The 17,637-nt window shown below is 72.7% G+C and carries 14 protein-coding genes; 5 read left to right on the forward strand and 9 right to left on the reverse strand.

All coding sequences use genetic code 11. The features are described 5' to 3' along the window. Positions 1–50: 50 nt before the first annotated feature. From K7C98_RS34970 to K7C98_RS34985, 4 genes are all read right to left on the reverse strand, one after another. A complete protein-coding gene (locus K7C98_RS34970; protein ID WP_224196189.1) occupies positions 51–1,754 on the reverse strand; it encodes a sigma-54-dependent transcriptional regulator in 1,704 nt (567 codons plus the stop codon). Positions 1,755–1,757: 3 nt separating this feature from the next. Next, positions 1,758–2,189, reverse strand: a complete 432-nt coding sequence (locus tag K7C98_RS34975; RefSeq protein ID WP_224196190.1) for a hypothetical protein — start codon at positions 2,187–2,189, stop codon at positions 1,758–1,760. Positions 2,190–2,213: 24 nt separating this feature from the next. Beyond that, entirely contained in the window at positions 2,214–2,687 is a 474-nt protein-coding gene (locus K7C98_RS34980; protein ID WP_224196191.1) for a hypothetical protein, read from the reverse strand. Positions 2,688–2,799: 112 nt separating this feature from the next. Then, a complete protein-coding gene (locus K7C98_RS34985) occupies positions 2,800–3,528 on the reverse strand; it encodes a hypothetical protein (protein ID WP_224196192.1) in 729 nt (242 codons plus the stop codon). 196 nt (positions 3,529–3,724) lie between these two features. On the opposite strand from K7C98_RS34985, the gene bioA reads away from it, so the two are divergent. Together bioA and K7C98_RS34995 are read left to right on the forward strand one after the other, a co-directional pair. Beyond that, positions 3,725–5,056 carry an adenosylmethionine--8-amino-7-oxononanoate transaminase gene (bioA, locus tag K7C98_RS34990; protein ID WP_224196193.1) on the forward strand — a complete coding sequence of 444 codons (1,332 nt, stop codon included), beginning with the start codon at positions 3,725–3,727 and terminating at the stop codon, positions 5,054–5,056. A gap of 70 nt (positions 5,057–5,126) precedes the next feature. Continuing rightward, positions 5,127–6,410 (forward strand): hypothetical protein, encoded by a 1,284-nt coding sequence (locus tag K7C98_RS34995; protein WP_224196194.1) that lies wholly within the window; start codon positions 5,127–5,129, stop codon positions 6,408–6,410. A 35-nt stretch (positions 6,411–6,445) separates the two neighbouring features. Here the strand turns inward: K7C98_RS34995 and K7C98_RS35000 are convergent, their stop codons facing one another. Beyond that, the gene (locus K7C98_RS35000) at positions 6,446–7,264 is read right to left on the reverse strand and encodes a hypothetical protein (RefSeq protein WP_224196195.1); all 819 of its coding nucleotides are present in this window, start codon (positions 7,262–7,264) and stop codon (positions 6,446–6,448) included. A gap of 307 nt (positions 7,265–7,571) precedes the next feature. Here K7C98_RS35000 and rseP point away from each other — a divergent pair, with 307 nt between their 5' ends. Then, positions 7,572–9,203: an RIP metalloprotease RseP gene (rseP, locus tag K7C98_RS35005; RefSeq protein ID WP_224196196.1), complete on the forward strand. Its 1,632-nt coding sequence runs from the start codon at positions 7,572–7,574 to the stop codon at positions 9,201–9,203. Further along, positions 9,203–9,937: a tRNA (adenosine(37)-N6)-threonylcarbamoyltransferase complex dimerization subunit type 1 TsaB gene (gene tsaB / locus K7C98_RS35010; protein WP_224196197.1), complete on the forward strand. Its 735-nt coding sequence runs from the start codon at positions 9,203–9,205 to the stop codon at positions 9,935–9,937. The genes rseP and tsaB overlap by 1 nt, the downstream gene beginning before the upstream one ends. A 130-nt stretch (positions 9,938–10,067) precedes the next feature. Here the strand turns inward: tsaB and K7C98_RS35015 are convergent, their stop codons facing one another. Both K7C98_RS35015 and K7C98_RS35020 read right to left on the reverse strand, forming a co-directional pair. Then, positions 10,068–10,913: a hypothetical protein gene (locus K7C98_RS35015; protein ID WP_224196198.1), complete on the reverse strand. Its 846-nt coding sequence runs from the start codon at positions 10,911–10,913 to the stop codon at positions 10,068–10,070. A gap of 409 nt (positions 10,914–11,322) precedes the next feature. Next, the gene (locus K7C98_RS35020; RefSeq protein ID WP_224196199.1) at positions 11,323–12,558 is read right to left on the reverse strand and encodes a CCA tRNA nucleotidyltransferase; all 1,236 of its coding nucleotides are present in this window, start codon (positions 12,556–12,558) and stop codon (positions 11,323–11,325) included. A gap of 64 nt (positions 12,559–12,622) precedes the next feature. Here K7C98_RS35020 and K7C98_RS35025 point away from each other — a divergent pair, with 64 nt between their 5' ends. Beyond that, a complete protein-coding gene (locus K7C98_RS35025; RefSeq protein ID WP_224196200.1) occupies positions 12,623–13,012 on the forward strand; it encodes a hypothetical protein in 390 nt (129 codons plus the stop codon). Positions 13,013–13,021: 9 nt separating this feature from the next. On the opposite strand, the gene polA is transcribed toward K7C98_RS35025, so the two are convergent. Together polA and K7C98_RS35035 are read right to left on the reverse strand one after the other, a co-directional pair. Further along, complete coding sequence (gene polA / locus K7C98_RS35030; protein ID WP_224196201.1) at positions 13,022–15,802, reverse strand: DNA polymerase I; 2,781 nt, start codon at positions 15,800–15,802, stop codon at positions 13,022–13,024. Positions 15,803–15,993: 191 nt separating this feature from the next. Continuing rightward, on the reverse strand, positions 15,994–17,637 hold a 1,644-nt coding region (locus K7C98_RS35035), incomplete at its 5' end, for an SUMF1/EgtB/PvdO family nonheme iron enzyme (protein ID WP_224196202.1).

The following is a 17,637-nucleotide window of genomic DNA, read 5'->3' on the forward strand; positions in this document are numbered from 1 at the left end:
ACGGAGCAGCAGGACGCAGGTGGAGCGGGGCATGGCGGGGTCCGGGGCGCTCAGCCGTCGGCGCGGCGCTTGAGGCGGCGCAGCTTGATGCCGAGCTGGTTCATGCGCAGCTGGATCTTGCGCCCGGCGCCGGCGTCGTTCAGCAGGATCTCGCCCATTTTCCCGAGGTCGCCGAGGCAGCGCTCGTAGAGGTGCTCGAGGTACTGGCGCTCGACCGCGCACGAGACGGCGTTGAGCGACTCGGCCGGGCTGAGGGCGATCGTCAGACGCGCGAGATCGCCGCTCTCGGGCGCGACGGCCTCGGTCGGCGCCTCGGCCGCCGGGGCGGTCATCGGTCGCAGCAGGTCGCTGACGGTGCGGGGCAAGATCGGGATGATGTCAGGACGCCCGGCCTCGCCCAGGTCTTCCGGCTCGATGCGCTCCGGTCGATCGACGAGGTCGACGAGCGTGAAGGTGAGCAGGTTCGACAGGGTCATCTCGAACTGGCGGAAGTTGCCCGGCCAGTCGAACTCCTGCAGCAGCTTGAAGCTGCTGGGGTGGAGGAGGACGTGCATGCGGCGGGCGTCGCCGCGCGGCGGGATCGAGCGGCCGACGGTGACGGCGAGGTTGTCGTTCGGCCCCGGCGCCGGCAAGCCGCGCTGGAGCGCGTACTGGGCCAGGAGGTCGCGGTTGTACGCCTCGGCGGTGACGCGGCGCATGAACCACTCGAGCAGCTCCTGGAAGTCGTCACGGCGCTCGCGCAAGCCCGGCAGCGTGACCGCGGTGGCGGGGTTGAGGCGCATGTAGAGATCCTCGCGGAAGCGGCCGGCGCGGACCATGGCGGCGAGGTTCTCGTTGGTGGCGACGACCAGCTTGATGTCGGTCTGCAGCTCCTTGGTGGCGCCGATCGGGCGGTAGGCGCCCTCCTGCAGGACCAGCAGCAGCGACTTCTGCAGCTCGAGGCCGAGGTTGCCGATCTCGTCGAGGAACAGGGTGCCGCCGTGGGCCCGCGCGAGCACGCCCTCGCGCGAGCTGGTGGCGCCGGTGTAGGCGCCCTTGACCACGCCGAACAGGTGCGCGGCCATGAGGTCGTTCGGCAGGGTCGAGAGGTCGACGGCGACGAACGGACCGCCGCGCTCGGAGCGAGGGTGGATGAACTCGCGGGCGACGAGGCTCTTGCCGGTGCCGGTGGCGCCCTGAATGATGACGGGCAGCCGCCCGCGCGCGAGGATCCCGAGGCGGCGGCGCAGGCCGATCATGGCGGCGCTGTTGCCCCAATAAAATGGTTCGCCGGCGGCGGCGACGTGGCGCTCGCGCTGGGCGAGGATGCCGTCGATCTGCAGCTTGAGCGCCCGCGCGTCGAGGTAGTCGTCGGCGAGGAGGTAGGTGTAGTCCTCGGCCCGCAGGCGCTCGGCGTCGGCCTCGAGCGGGAGGTCGTCGCGCGAGGTCATGACGATGACCGGCAGGTCGGGGTGGCTCTGCCGGATCTGGTCGAGGATGTAGAGGCCCTGGCTGCGACGCAGCCGCTCGATCAGCTTGACCGGATCGCCGCCGCGGGCGAGCAGCGGCTGCTTGTCGTGCGGCAGCAGCTCGGCCTCGGGGATGTTGAAGTGGACGTCGAGCAGGACGAGGTCGACCTGGCCGGCGTAGCGCCGCAGCGCCGCCGCGGTCTCGCGGTAGTTGCGGGCCGGCGGGAGGAAGCTGTGCTCGGGCATGTAGCGCCGGCACAGCTCGAGGTAGTTGTCCTCGTCGTCGATGATGAGGATCGACGGCACGACTCACCCGCGTGAGAGGCTTTGAGACTGCAGGCGGCGGTGCAGCTGTTGCAGCGCGGCGCGGATCGTCCGCTGCGCGGCGCGGATCTGCGGGCGCGCGCCGGCGATGGCGTCGCGGTCGCCGCGGACGAGCGCGGGGCCGTGCGCGCGCAGGACGTCGACGGCCGCCTCGACGTCGACGAGCTCCGGCGCGGGCAGCGGCCGCGGCCACCCGGCGGCGAACCGCGACCACAGGTCCCAGGCGGTCTCGACGGTGCCGTCGGCGCCGCTGCGGGTGCGCAGGATGTCCCGGCGCAGCGCCTCGACCAACTCGTCGCGCACGGGACCGTGCCAGTGGTCGTCGCCGAGGTTGGCGGACATCCAGGCGACGTACTTGCCGAGGTCGTGCTTGAGCGCGGCGACCTGTTCGGGGAAGTCGGCGACCGCGAATGCCATGGCGTGCCGGCGCCCTCCCGGGGGTCAGGTCCCCGCGGGCTTGTGGTAGCGGGTGGCGCGGGCGCGCCCGCTGCTGTCGATCTTGCCCATCTTCTTCATCCACGCGAGGTAGCCGCGCAGCTCGGCGATGTCGCAGTCGATGCGCTTGGCGAGCTGGCCGATGGTGAGCGGCTCGTCCTCGATGGCGGTGAGGATCTGCTTGTAGACCTGGACCTCGCGCGCCTCACCGGCGCCGTTGGCCGCGCCCTCGCCCTCGCTCGCCGGTGCCGCCGCGCTCGCCGCCGGGCGGGCGGCCCGCGCGGGGACCAGCGCGCCGAGAGCCTCGCGCAGCTCGCTGATGCTGAGCTGGCGGATCGAGGCGCCGGCCTCGCTGCTGAGGAGCTCACTGAGCTTGGTGGTGGCCGGCATCCGCGCCACCGTGTTGATCGCGGCCTTGCGCAGCAGCGTGGCCCGATTCTGTCGGAGCGCAGATTCGAAGAGCTGAGCGATCTCTGTCATGGAAGTCCACCACGTCCCGCGGGGCCACAGCGACACACACGTGACGGGGGAGACGTAGCGGCAATCAGGCGCAAAAGCAAGGGGCCGGCGCACCCCGCGGGCTCGCCGGCCTTCAGCCCTCGCAGGTGAGGAACCCGAGATCCAGCAGATCCTGGGAGCCGCAGGCGGCACAGCAGTTCTCGCATTCGCCGGTGCCGTCGAGGTTGAAGCCCCAGGTGACGTCACCGGACGCGCCGGCGAAGCAGATCCATTCGCCCTCGAAGCACTGAATGATCTGGTAGACGTCGACGCCGCGGCCGGCGGTGCGGAACGTGGAATCGATGCTGGGCCAGGTCCAGTCGCGGTCCTGCGCGAACAGCCGCCACTCGATGTCGAGGCCGTCGTCGCAGTCGTCGGTCAGCAGCCACTCCTGGAAGACGGGCGGCGAGCAGACCGCGAGGGCCTCGTCGGCGGCGTTGGGACAGTCGTTGGCCTTGTCGCACAGCCGCTCGGTCGGCATGCAGCCGGCGTTCTCGCCGCAGACGTATACGTGGTCGAGCTCGCAGTAGCACTCGCCCTCGGAGCAGTAGGCGTTCTGCCCGCAGTCCTTGGCGCACTCCTCGTCGACGGCGGGCGTGGCGTCCTGACAGCCGGTGTACGGGTTACCCTCGTAGCCCGGGTCGCAGAAGCACTTGCCGTCGCCGCAGCTGGCATGGTTGCCGCACGCGACCTCCTGGCAGGTCTTGTAGTCGTCGGGCTCGCCGTAGAGCACGCACCCGCCGGCGACGGCTGCGGTGAACAGCCCGGCGAACAGGGGGAGCGAACGAAGGGCGGTGCGGAGGGACGAGAGCGTGCGCTGCATGGCGATGACCCGAGCCGGCGCCGCGTGAGCCGCGAGCCGCGCCTACCGCAAGGTTGCGCGAGCGGCAGGGTCGACGCAATGGGGACCGCACCGACGCGGCCGGGCGGGCGCGAACACCGGCGCGCAAAGCGATGAGCGGGGGCCCCGGACGTCACGGGCTTGACGGCCGCGCGCGCCCGAGGTCAGCCTCGCCGGCGTGGCGAGGCTCATCGACCGCGATCGCGCGCACGTCTGGCACCCGGCGACCCACTTCGCCGATCTCGACCGCCTGCCGCCGATCGCGGTCGAGCGGGCGCGCGGATGCTGGCTCTACGACACCGAGGGGCGGGCGATCCTCGATGCCATCGCCTCCTGGTGGACCTGCGTGCACGGACACGGCCACCCGGCGATCGTCGCCGCGGTCCGCGAACAGGTCGAGCGCCTCGACCACGTGATGTTCGCCGGCTTCACCCACGAGCCCGCGGTCGCCCTGGCCGAGGCGCTCGTGGCCGCGGCGCCGCCCGGCTACGAGCGGGTGTTCTACGCCGACTGCGGCTCGGCGGCCGTCGAGGTCGCGCTCAAGCTCAGCTTCCAGGCCCGACAACAGCGCGGCGAGCCCAACCGCCGCCGGTTCGCCACCCTGCGCAACGGCTATCATGGCGAGACCCTCGGAGCGCTGGCCCTGTGCGGCGCCAGCGCCTACCGCGACACGTTCGCGCCGCTGCTGTTCTCGCCGCTCGAGCTGCCGGCGCCGAGCTTCCGCCACCACGAGCACGCCGACCTGGCGTCCGACCTCGGCAGCGACGCGCCGGAGACCGCGGCCGCGATCGCGCTGCTCGAGGCCCACGCGCACGAGCTGACGGCGGTGGTGATCGAGCCGCTGGTGCAGTGCGCCGGGCGGATGACGATGACCGGGGCGGGCTTCTACCGCGAGCTGGCGCGCGCGGCCCAGCGGCTCGGGATCCACGTCATCGCCGACGAGATCGCGGTCGGCTTCGGGCGCACCGGTCACATGTTCGCAAGTACATGGTCCGAAGTTCAGCCCGACCTGCTGTGCCTCAGCAAGGGCTTGGCGGGCGTCCTGCCGCTGGCGGCGGTGCTGCTGCGCGCGGGCTTCGACGTCGACTTCCGCGGCGCGCCGACCCGCAGCTTCCTGCACAGCCACACGTTCACGGCCAACCCGATCGCCTGCGCGGCGGCGATCGCCGGGCTCGAGCTGTTCCGCGCGACCGACCTGCTGGCGCGCCTGCCGGGGCGCATCGAGGCGATCGCGGCGCGGCGGCGGGCGGTCGCCGAAGCGTGCCCGGCGGTGGTGGCTCACCGCCAGGCCGGGATGATCGCGGCGCTCGAGGTGGTCCCCGGCGGCGGCAGCACGGCGGCCCGCGACGGCCGGATCGGGCTGCTGCTGCGCGAGGCCGCGCTGGCCCACGGCGTGCTCCTGCGGCCGCTGCACGACACGATCTACTGGCTCCCGCCGCTGGTGATCGACGACGACGAGCTCGACCGCCTGGCCGACGCGACCATCGCGGCCATCCGCGCGGTGCTGTAGTGCCGCTGGCGTGAGTCGAAGTGCCGCGGTCGCGGCGCTGATGACCGCGGTTGCAGGTATGCTCGCGACGATGCGTGCTCGCGCACTCGTCGGCGCGGCGCTGCTCGCCGCCTGCAGCTCGGTGACCCCACCCGGGCTCGTGCTCGACGTCGGCCGCACGTGCGAGGACATCGCCCTGGCGATCGCCGACCCCGACGTGCTGCCGGGCTGGAAGATCCACGCCGCGGCGCTGGCGCGCAGCGACGAGGATCCGGCCTGGTACCTGGCGAGCGACAACCCCGACGAGCTGGCGCTGCGACGTGTCCCCGAGGACATGCCCGGCGTCGACCTGTCGGCGCTCGGCGGGCCGCACGAGTTCACGCTCACGCGCGGGCCGATCGAGGGCCAGGTGTGGCTGACGCTCGACCGCGAGGACGAGGCGCGGCTGTGGCGAGTCGACGAGGCGGGCGAGACGATGCTCGCGGGGCCGCAGCTCACGGGCTTCCCCGCGGACACGTCGACGGGGTGGATCCGCCGCCTGGTGTTCCTCGGCCAGAGCCCGCACCTGATCGCGCTGCCGCGGACGACGCGGGTCGGCGAGGTGCCGGTGCACATGGCGGCGGTGAGCCCGGAGCTCGCGCTCGGCGAGCGCTGGACGTTGACGGCGGAGGTCAGCTGCGCGCCGCTGAGCGAGCTGAACTGCCCGCTGCTCTGGGAGGACCTGCGGACGCTGACCGTGCTCGACGTCGCCGAGCCCGGCAGCGTCGCCGGGGCGGCGCTGCTGGTGTCGATCGCCTCGCTCGGCGAGCAGCCGGATCCGCAGATGCCGCCGATGTTCCAGACGCACATCATCAGCTTGACCGTCCAGCGCGATCCCTCGGCCGAGCGCCCGCTGCTGACGCGCCGCGATCACGTCGCGTGGTCGACCGACGGCCCGGTGCTGCCGTCGCCGGCCCAGATCGCCGCCGACCCGCTCGGGATCTACGTGCTCGCGGGCCTCGTCCCCGCCCCCGACAGCTCGGGCGCCAACGCGACCACGGCCGACTACCTGTTCCGCGCCGACGTGCTCGGAGCCGGCACGTCCGGGGACAGCGGCGTGATCGCGCTGCTGGGCAAGGACCTGCGCTCGCACCTGCTGCAGCTCGGCAGCCGGGTGGCGATCGGTCAGCGGACGGGCGACTGGTGGCACGTCGCGCCGATCGAGGGCGTGACGATCGAGGAGGGCATCGTCGGCAGCCTCGAGGTCGGCGACCGCGTGACGCTGCTCCGCGCCGGGCGCGGGCAGGTCGTCGTGGTCGGCGACGCGAAGCCGAGCCGGCGCGTCCGGATCGCCTGCGCGGACCCCGACGACGGCTCAGAGACCGGAGGTCTTTGAGGACATGTCGTCGGGGACCTGTGCGAAGAGACAGCCTACTTGCGGGCCTTGACGCGGGCGTCCGCGTCCTCGGGCTTGAACAGGCTCTTGATCGGGATGGCCACCGGCGTGCCGTCCTTGCCCTCGGCCCAGCTCAGGCGCACGGCGATCGGGGCGGCCGTGTGGAACGAGCGCAGCTCGAGCGTGTACTCGCCGGGGTCGAGGCTGACGGTCTCGCAGACCTCGGCGGCCTCGGTCTTGACGCCGTCGGCGTCGACGATCAGCGTGTCCTCGATGTAGAGCTGCGAGCCGTCGTCGGTGGCGGTGCACAGCTTGTACTCGCCGGCGGTGAGCACGTTGACCGAGCCGGTGAAGCGGAGGGCGATCGGCGCGGCGGTGCCCTTCGGCAGGCCGGCGAGCGGCGCGGCGGCCGAGGAGTCGAGGTTCGGGGCGATGAACACCGACTTGGCGGTGAGGCCGGCGAAGTCGGGCAGCCGCTCGGTGTCGGCGGGGATCGTGAACACCTCGGCGAGGAGGCCGTTCGGGGTGGTGGCGCGACCCGGCTTCGGCTTGGTGGCCGGCGTCTCCGGCTCTTCGGGCTTCGGCGGCTTGGTGGCGGCGATCCGCTTGACGACCTTGGGACCGACCGTGGCGCCGCGCGTGGTGGTGGAGTCGCGGGGCTTGACCGCGGGCTCGGCCCCGCCGTCGCTGTTGCTGTCGGTCGGCGTACCGCCGGCACCGCTGCTGGGCGCCCCGACGTCGTAGTCCACCTTGCCGGCGTCGGGAGATTGGGTGTTCGGCGAGTTCGCCGAAGAAGATGCACAACCAGCGAGCAGCCCGAAGCTCGCAACCAGGATCACGGACGTGCGAAGCATGAAAATCCTCTGGAGGTCAGAACGTGGCGGCTGTGACGACGCCCTCGGCGCAGGGATTCAGGCGGGCACGGGCCCGCAGGAACGGGGAGTCTGCGCCGTGCGAGTGTACGGCGACGAATTGATTCGAGGTGGCGAAAACGGCCGGGTCCGTGCGACCCCAGCGCCCCACGCGACCTGTGAGACGCATCACTCCCCTCGCGCTCGGCCGGGGGCCCCGGGTCGAGTATCCACAGACAGCCATGTCGGGGCCTGAGCCAGCCGGGCGCGACCGCGCCGAGAACCGCGACCTCCGCCGCGGAGGCGGTCGATGACGCAGTTCCTGGCGTTCATCCTCCTGATCGGCCCGCTGATCTTCGTACATGAGCTCGGCCACCTGCTGGCGGCCAAGCTCGTCGACGTCAAGGTGGTGCGCTTCTCGCTCGGCTTCGGGCCGGCGCTCGCGAAGATCAGGCTCGGCGAGACCGAGTACCGGATCGCTCCGATCCCGCTCGGCGGCTACGTGACGCTGCTCGGCCAGTCGCCCGACGAACCACTCGCACCGCACGAGGCCCACCGCGCGCTGCGCAATCGGCCGCTGTGGGCCCGTTACCTGGTTCTCGGCGCCGGTCCGCTGTTCAACCTGCTGCTGCCGCTGCTGCTCTACTTCACGTTCTACCTCGGGCACACGGTGATCCCGCCGCCGGTGATCGGCACGGTGCTCGACGACTCGGCCGCGGCCACCAGCGAGCTGCAGTCCGGCGACCGCATCGTCGCCATCGACGGCACCGACATCCACTCGTGGGGCGAGATGCAGGACCACGTGCGGGCGGCGCCCGACCGCGAGGTGAAGCTGCAGATCGAGCGCGACGGGGTCCGCTTCGACCGCTTCGTCACGCCGCGCCGCAGCGTGGTCAAGAACGCGGTCGACGAGCCCGAGGCGCGCGGGATGCTGGGCGTGTTCCCGTGGGTCTACGCGCCGCAGATCGGCATCGTCGACACCGACTCGCCGGCTTACGAGCAAGGGCTCATGACCGGCGACATCATCACGTCGATCAACGGCGAGCCGATCGAGACGGTCGAGGACCTCGAGCGCGAGTTGACCCGCCAGGGCACCGCGCTGCTGCGCCTCACGTACCTGCGCGCGGTGCCGGTGCGCGGCGAGCTCGGCACGTACTGGTGGTACGCGTCGCATCACGCGCGCCTGCTACCGCGCCACGAAGCGGGCGCGAGCACCGGGCTCCTGCCGGCCAACACGTTCGTCCGCACGGTCGCGTCCGGCTCGCCGGCAGCGAAGGCGGGCATCCGCCCGGGCGACCGCGTGCTCGCGGTCGACGAGCGCCCGGTCACCCGCTGGGAGACGGTCGCCGTCATGCTCGATCGCCAGGGCACCAAGCCGATCGACATGCGCGTGCAGTCGCCCGGCGAGGCGCCGCGCACCGTCCGCGTCGAGCAGGAGATCCGCACCCACCGCGGGATCTACAAGCAAGAGCGCAGCTACCTGTTCTTCGGGGCAGATCCATACGCCAAGCGCGAAGCGCCGCCGCCGGAGCCGATCCGCGGGCGCGTCACCTACGCCGTCCGCTCGGCGGTGAGCGAGACGCTGTCGATGCTCGGCATGATGTGGACGAGCCTGCGGCAGATGGTGACGCTCGAGCGCGGCGTCGACGAGCTCAGCTCGGTGGTCGGGATCTTCAACGTGGCCGGCACGGCGGCGGAGCAGGGCCCGGGGCAGTTCCTGCTGCTGATGGCGCTGCTCAGCATCAACCTCGGTTTCGTCAACCTGCTGCCGATCCCGATCCTCGACGGCGGGCACCTGATGTTCTTCACGCTCGAGGCGCTGCGCCGGCGGCCGCTGGGCCAGCGCGCCCGCGAGGTCGCCAGCGCCGTCGGCCTGGTGATCATCCTGGTGCTGCTGCTGATCGCGCTGCGCAACGACATCACCCGCTTCTGGATGGACTAGTGGCGACCTGGCTCCTCGCGCTCGACACGTCCACGCCGCGGACCGCCCTGGCCGTCGGCCGCATCGACGGCGACGCGGCCGAGCTCGTGGCTCACGCCACGCACGACGATCGCGGCAAGCCGGCCTCCGCCGAGCTGTCGCCGCGGATCTCCGCCCTGCTCGCCGAGGCCGGCGTCCCGGCGCGCGCGCTGGGAGCGGTGGCCTGCGGGCTCGGCCCCGGCATGTTCACGGGCAGCCGGGTCGCCCTCGCCACCGCCAAGGGGCTGGCGCTCGGCCTGGGCTGCCCGCTGTTCGGGCTCAGCACGCTGGCCGTCGTCGCCGGCGCCGAAGCCACGCGCGGGCCGGTGCTGGCGCTGCTCGACGCCCGGCGCGGCGACGTCTACGCCGCGCCGTTCGTGGTCGGTGACGACGGCCCGGAGCGGCTGGCCGAGGATCGCTGCTGTCCTCTGGCACATGTCCTCGCGGACCTGCCCGCCGGGTTCGCGGCCCAGGCCCGCGCCGTCGGGCCGGGCGTGAACGTGGTGGCCGACGCCCTGCCCGCAGACCTGCGCGCGCGCTCGCTCGCCCTGCCCGGCGCCGACGCCCCCGGGCTGTGGGCCGCCGCCGCCCGCGCCGCCCGGCGCGAGGCCCCCGCCGACGTCGCCACCGTCGACGCGGTCTACCTGCGCGCCAGCTACGCCGAACTCGGGCTCAACACGCCCAAGCGACCGCCGTACCGCTCGCCGTTCGTGTAGTGTCCGTCAGGACATGCTCTCGGCGACATGCTTGAAGTGACATGTCCGACACGGCATGTCCTCCGGTTCGCGCCCGAGAGCTGCCCCTGCCCCGCGCGCGCCACCAGGTCCGATCCTCGGGCCTGCGGCGCTAGAACGACACCGACAGCCCGCGGCCGCCGAGCGCCAGGGCGGCGGCGCGGCGGCGCTTGTCGCCGATGATGAGCATCGGCATGCCGGCCGTGAACGCGGTGGTGCCGGCGACGATGCTGAGGGCGGCCGAGGCGTCGCGCTCGCGGCCGGCGAGGCCGACCCCGAGGCCGACGACGAGCAGGCCTCCGGCCATCAAGGCGACGCCGAGGTTGGTCCACAGCTTGCCGCGCCGGCCCGAGCGCGGCGGGACCGGGGGCTGGTCGGACGCGTCGAGCGGGGCGGCGCGGGCCAGTGCACCCGGCTCGATGAGCCTGTCGTAGAGGACATGTCCTGTGGGATGGCTGGCGATCGCGCTGAGGGCGATCGACGGCGGGGCCGCGACCGCGGGCCCGGGACACAGCGCCGAGGCCGCGCGCAGCCGGGCGTCGATGCGCGCCCGGGTCCCCCGCAGCAGCGCGACGGCGGCCGGCGTGAGCGCGTCGGCCGACTCGAGCAGGCGAGCGTGGCGGACCAGCCGGAGGTCGGCGTCGCACAGCACGTCGGTGCGCGCCGGATCGAGCGCCTGCGCCTCGCCGGCCGCGTTGACGCCCTTCTCGAGCGGCTCGTGGGTGCGGCCGAGGAACCGGCGGGGCGCGGCGCCGGCGGTCAGCCGGTCGTGGGCGCGGAAGTAGAACTCGGCCGCGGCGGCGAAGGACTTCTCCTCGGCCAGCCGGTCGGCATGGCCGACGAGGTTCTCGCTCCACGACCCGCTCTCGGGCGCGGGGCCCTCCGCCGGCTGCGCCGCCACCGAATTGGCGCTCAGCGCCACCACGAGCCCACAGGCGACCGCCCGGACACCGCGCATGACTCCAGCCTACTCCCGGCGCTCGCCAGGCGCCAGCGCGCACGCACGGCACGCCAGGGCCCGGGCGCGGGGCGCCGGAGCGAGGACCTCGCGGCCGGACATCGCCCGGCCCGAGCGCGGGCGACGACGTCGCCCGGCTCTGAACACCCGGAGGCCCGGCGGCGGACCGCGTCGCGCCGACGAGGGCGCGTTCATCACAACGGTCACCTCGTGCCCAGCCGGATGCTCGCTCCCGGCACGAACGAGCGTGCGCGAACGACATGTCCTTCCAGACATCTCACCGCGTCAGGCGTGCGCGAGTTACATGTCCTTCAAGACATCTCACCGCGCCAGGCGTGCGCGAACGACATGTCCTTCAAGACATCTCACCGCACCAGGCGTGCACGAGTTACATGTCCCTCAGGACAGCTCACCCGCGCAGGTGCGCGAGCAGCTGCTCGGGGGTGTTGCGGCGCGGATCCTCGAGCACCCACTCGAGCAGCTCCGCCAGCGTCTTGCCGAGCTGCGGGCCGGGGGTGGCCAGCCCGGCGGCGAGGAGCGTGTCGCCGCCGATCGCCAGCTCGCCCACGGCCAGGGGCGCGCCGCGGATGGCCTCCTCGATCGTGACCGCCTGGGCCCACTCGCCGGCGTGCAGGGCGGCGGCATCGGCCGCGTACTTGCGGCCGACCCTGGCCAGGATCCGGCGGATCTGCGCCGGGTCGCGCGCCTGCCCGAGGGCCGCGAGCGCGGGGTTCGTGAGCGCGAGGACGCGGGCGCGCTCGTCGCGGCTCGGCTTCAGGCCGTCGACGATCTTCTCGATCTTGCCCTTGTCGCCGCGCAGCGGCCAGAGCAGGCGCGCCAGGCGGATCACCGGGTCGCGCGGCAGCCGTTCGACGTGCTGGATCGCCGCGTCCAGCTCTTCCTGGGCCAGCGGGGCGAGGACGCGCGCCCAGATGCCGGTCTCGGCCATCGGCAACAGGCCGAGGATCGGCCGCGCGGCCGCCAGCAGCTTGAACAGCTCGACGTGCACGCGCTCGCGGCTGACCTTGTCGAGGACGTCGAGCGCGCCGCGGATGGCCGCGGCGGTGTCGAGGTCGAGCCTGTACTCGAGGACAGCACAGAGCCGGACCGCGCGCATGGCCCGGAGGCCGTCCTCCTGGAAGCGCTGGGTCGGGTCGCCGACGGCGCGCACGACCCCCCGCGCGAGATCGCCGAGCCCGTCGAAGCAGTCGGTGAAGACCTCGCGGATGGGGTTCCAGGCGAACGCGTTGATCGTGAAGTCGCGGCGCGCGAGGTCCTCGCGGAGGTCGCGGAGGAAGCGGACCTCGGCGGGCCGGCGCCCGTCGTCGTAGCGGCCCTCGCCGCGGAACGTCGTCACCTCGGCGTGGACGCGGGCAGCGCCGCGGCCGTGGACGACGGTCACCGTGCCGTGCGCGATGCCGGTCGGGATCGTCTTCTTGAACAGCTCCTGCACCTCGTCGGGCGTGGCGCTGCTGGCGAGATCCCAGTCGCCGTGCGGCCGCCCCAGGAGGACGTCGCGGACAGCCCCGCCGACCAGCACCGCCTCGTGTCCGGCGTCGTGGAGGATCTGGGCGATCTCGCGGAGCGCGGCGGGGATCGGCGCGGCGCGCAGCAGCGCCGCCGCCTGCGAGGGCGTGGGAGTCATGCTCACCACGGTATCACTCGCGAGGACGGGTTCGCACGCCGGGTGCTATGGTTGACCCTGGCCCATGGACTTCCCCATCCGCATCACGCCCATTCTCCGCCCCCTGCTCTTTCCGCTCCGGGCCTCGGGCGAGCGGGCGGTGGTGCGGGTCGGCGGGGGGCGCGTCGAGGTCGAGTTCGGGGTGCTGTTCCACGGCAGCTTCGCGCTCGAGCAGATCGAGCACGTGAGCCGCTCGGGCTGGTCGTGGTGGGGCGGCCTCGGCCTGCGGATCGGCGCCCGCGGTCGCGTCGGCCTCATCGGCTCGCTCGACGGCGTCGTCTGCGTCCACTTCAACCGGGCGCAGCGCGTTCGCGCGCCCTTCCCGTGGCGATGTCGCGAGCTGTACATCTCGCTCCACGACCCCGAGGGCTTCATCGCCACGGTGGAGGCCGAGGCCCACATGGCTGCGGCCTGAACGACGCACTCAGCCCTTGCAGGCGGCCCAGCTGGGGCCCTTCCCTGCCTCGACTTGCAGCGGCACCTGCAGCTTGTCGCCGGCGGCGCCCTCCATCAGCGGACGCGCCAGCGCGATGAGCTCCTCGGCGCGACCGGCCTCGCACTCGAAGATGAGTTCGTCGTGGACGGTCAGCAGCATCTGCGCCCACGGCCTGTCGGCGAGCGCGGCGTCGACGGCGATCATCGCCCGCTTCATGATGTCGGCGGCGCTGCCCTGGATCGGCGTGTTGCGGGCGATCCGCTCGCCGTAGGACCGCTGGGCCCCCTTGCGCGCGAGCTCGGGGATCCTGCGCCTGCGCCCGAAGATGGTCTCGGCGTAGCCGCGCGCGCTGGCGGTGTCGATCAGCTCCTCCATGTAGCGCGTCACGCCGGGGATCTTCTCGAAGTAGACCTTGATGTAGCTGCCGGCCTTGCCGCGCGGGATGCCGAGCTGGCGCGCGAGACCGAACGCCGACTGGCCGTAGATGACGCCGAAGTTGACGGCCTTGGCGACGCGCCGCTGCTCGGCCGTGACGTCCTGCTCGGGCACGCCGAACACCTCCGCGGCGGTGCGGCGGTGGACGTCGACGCCGTCGCGGAACGACGACACCAGGTTCTTGTCGCCCGAGAGGTGGGCGAGGATCCGCAGCTCGATCTGCGAGTAGTCGAGCGTGACGAGCAGCTTGCCCGGACCGGCGACGAAGGCCTCGCGGATCTGCCGCCCGACCTCGCTGCGGATCGGGATGTTCTGCAGGTTGGGGTCCTTGCTCGACAGACGCCCGGTCTGCGCCACGGCCTGGCGGAAGTTGGTGTGCAGGCGGCCGGTGGTCGGGTTGATCTCGTTCGGCAGGGTGTCGAGGTAGGTGCCCTTGAGCTTGGTGAGGCCGCGGTACTCGAGGATCAGGCCGACGACCGGGTGATAGGCGGCGAGCTCCTCGAGCACGGTGGCGTCGGTGGAGAAGCCGGTCTTGGTCTTGCGCGAGGCCTCGAGCCCGAGGTCCTCGAACAACAACTTCTGCAGCTGGTTGGGCGAGTCGGGGTTGAGGTCGTAGCCGGCGTGCTCGGCGATATGGGCCCGCAGGCCGGCGATCTCGGCGCCCATGACCTCGCCCTGGCGGGCCAGCACCGCGGCGTCGACGCGCACGCCGGTCTCCTCGATGCGCTGCAGCACGCGCGCGAGCGGCATCTCGAGCTCGTCGAACAGCGCGCGCAGGGCGGTGCTCTCGTCGAGCTGCGGGCGCAGGTGCTGACCTGTCTTCAAGGCCAGCTCGGCGCGCTCGCAGGCGTACAGCGTGGTGCGGTCGACCGCCGCGCGGGCGAAGGTGACGGCCTTCTTGCCCTTGCCGAGCACGTCCTCCTGGACGCCGGCGGTGTAGGCGAACAGGTCCTTGGCCAGCTCGGCGAGGTTGTGGGACGAGCGCGCCGGGTCGAGGGTGTAGGAGGCGAGCTTGGGGTCCATCGTCAGCGGGCCGAGCTCGACGCCGTGGCGGCGCAGGACGATGGCCTGGAACTTGGAGCCCTGGGCGACCAGCGGCAGGGCGCCGCCGGTCAGCCGCCGCAGCTGGGCGGCGATGATGTCCTTCGGGACAGGTTTCACGAGCAGGGCGTCGCCCTCGTGCGCGACCGGGACGTAGGCCGGCGCCGGCGCGCTCTCACCCCCCGGCGCGAGCGCGACGCCGACCAGCGCGGCGCGCATCGAGTCGGCGACGTCGACGACGATCTGCAGGGCGAGGCGGTCGCCCTTCGCCAGCACGGCGTCGACGTAGGCGGTGAGCTCGGCCTCGCCGGTGAGCGCCGTGTAGCGCGACTTGTCGAGCGTGAGCGGGGCGCCGGGGCGCAGCTCGAGCGGGCCCTCGGGCGGCTTGGTGTCGACGACCTTGCCCCTGAGGCCGAGCAGGCTCTTGAAGCCGAGCGGGGCGAAGAACGCCTCCATGGTGGCCTGGTCGCTGCCGTTGTCGACGAGCTCCTCGAGCGGGCGCGGCAGCGGGATGTCGCAGCGCAGCTCGACCAGCTGGCGGCTGAGCCGGGCGTTGGCGGCGTGCTCCTGCAGGGCCTCGCGGCGCTTGACCTGCTTGATGCCGGCGGCGCCGCTGAGCAGGCCCTCGAGGTCGCCGAACTCCTCGAGCAGCTGCGCGGCGGTCTTGGGGCCGATGCCGGGCACGCCGGGCACGTTGTCGGAGCTGTCGCCGGTGAGCGCGAGCAGGTCGACGAGCTTGGTCGGCGGCACGCCCCACTTCTCGACGACCTCGGGCGGGCCGATGAGCTTCGACTTCATCGAGTCCCACATGAGGATCGGCTTGCGGTCGGGGCCGCCGGCGTCGATCAGCTGCATGAGGTCCTTGTCGGTCGAGAGGATGTAGACCGAGCGCCCGGCCTTCTGCGCGGCGAGGGCGTAGCAGGCGATGATGTCGTCGGCCTCGACGCCGGGCACCTCGATCACCGGCAGGCCGAGCGCCGCGGTCGCCGCCCGGACCAGCGGGATCTGCGGCACCAGGTCCTCGGGCATCGGCGGGCGGTGCGCCTTGTAGGCCGGGTAGAGCTTGTTGCGGAACGTCTCCTCGCTGTGGTCGAACACGGCGATGAAGACCTCGGGCTGGAACTCCTTCCGCATGGCCTGGATCATGCGGACGAACCCGTGCACGGCGTTGATCGGCACGCCGCCCGGCGCGCTCAGGCTCGGCATGGCATGGAAGGCGCGGAAGATGAAGTTGTTGCCGTCGATGAGGAAGACGCTGCCGGGGCCGCCGGTGGGACGCGCGTTTGTGCTCACGCTGCGGGTTCTACCACAGGCGGGCGGCCGATCGACCCGGCCGACCGGCGCCCGGCGCGACCCGGCGCACGCACGGTGAGAGCGAACGGACCTGGCCCGGAGGACAGGTCAGCCGGGCGCGGCGGGGCCGCATGACCTGTCCCGAGCGACAGGTCATGCGGCCTGTCCCGCGGGACATGTGAGACGGACGCTCAGCGCGGATCGGCGGCGCAGCGGAAGCCGATCCCGTGGGTGTGCGCGTCGGCGTCGTTGGGGAAGCGCAGGGCCGGGTCGGTGTGCTCGGGCTCGGAGCTGTTGAAGGCGCCGCCGCGGATGACGCGGTTGTTGCCGGGCATCGGCGGGGGCGGCTCGCCCTCGGTGGTCGGGTAGCGCTCGAAGCGGTCGGCGGTCCACTCGAACACGTTGCCGACGAGGTCGAACAGGCCGTTCTCGGTCTTGCCGCCGGGGAAGCTGCCGACCGGCGCGGTGCCGACGAACTTGTCGTCGGCGGCGTACATCGGCTCGACCGGCGGCAGGCCCTTCTGCTTGCGCCACGCGACGCACTCGGTGCCGCAGGCGTTGAGGTGCTCGGGGCTGGGGGCGCCGTCGCCCCACGGGTACACGCGGCCGTCGGAGCCGCGGGCGGCGAACTCGAACTCGGCCTCGCTCGGCAGGCGCTTGCCGTGGACGCGGCAGTACTCGTCGGCCTGGGCCCAGGTGACGCAGTTGATCGGGTGCTGCTTGCGCTCGGCCACGCCCGCGTTGCAAAGCGTCGAGTAGGCGGTCTTGGCCTTCTCCCAGTCGGCCCGCTTGCTCGCGCCCTGCGGCCAGAAGCTGTCGCGGTAGGCCCGCTTGCAGTCGCCCTTGTCCGAGCAGGCCTCGTACTTCTCGGTGGTGACCTCGTAGATGTCGATGCAAAACGGCCGGATCTCGACCTTGTGCTGCGGCCGCGCCAGCGCCAGCACCGGCTTCTCCGACTCGGAGCCCATGAAGAAGTTCTTGCCGGTGACGAAGGCCATGCCCTCGGGGCACGAGGTCGGCGGCTTGGGCGGCTCGACCTTGGTCTCGGGCTTGGGCGCCTCGACCGCCTTGGCCTCGGTCGGCGGCGGCTGCGGCGGCGGCTTCTCGGGCTCGCCCCCGCCGCGGGTGGCCACGAACACGGCGGCGCCGGCGGCCACGAGGGCGCCGACGATCGCGGCCATCGCCCCGACGGCCATCGGCTTGACCGCGGGCGCGGGCGGAGTGACGACGGTCGACGGGACCGGCGGCGAGGCCGGGGTCGGCGCGGCCGGGGTCGACATCGTCATCACCGGCGCCTGCGCCAGCAGCTCGCCGGAGCGGCGGGTCTTGAGCCCGCCGCTCCCGTCGGGCACGACGGTCTGACCGATCGCGGTCTCGGCGGCCTGGATCGCCGGGTACTCCTTGAGCTCGAGCGCGGCGGCGAGGTTGGTCCAGAACTCGCCCATGTTGGGGTAGCGGTCGACGACCCGGACCGCGAGCGCCTTCTGGAACACCGCCTCGACGGCGTCGGAGGTGGCGACCCCGAAGGTCCGCGGGGTCGGCCGCCGCTGGGTGTTTTGGGTCGCGAACGCGAACTGGATGAACTGCTCGCCCTCGAGGGCCGGCAGGCCGCCGCGCATGATCTCGACCAGCACGAGCGCCATTTGATAGACGTCGGTCCACGGCCCGGTGGCGCCGTAGCTGCGGTCGAACTGCTCGGGCGCGCCGTAGGTCGGGGTGAAGCTCGAGATCTGCGTGCCGGTGGCCTGCATCGCCGTGCGGGCCTGGCTCTGCATGACCTTGGCGATGCCGAAGTCGAGGACCTTGATGACGACGCCGGGCACCAGCTCGTCGCC

Origin of the sequence: Nannocystis pusilla (assembly GCF_020073745.1) — a bacterium.
In the GTDB taxonomy this organism is placed as follows: domain Bacteria; phylum Myxococcota_A; class Polyangia; order Nannocystales; family Nannocystaceae; genus Nannocystis; species Nannocystis radixulma.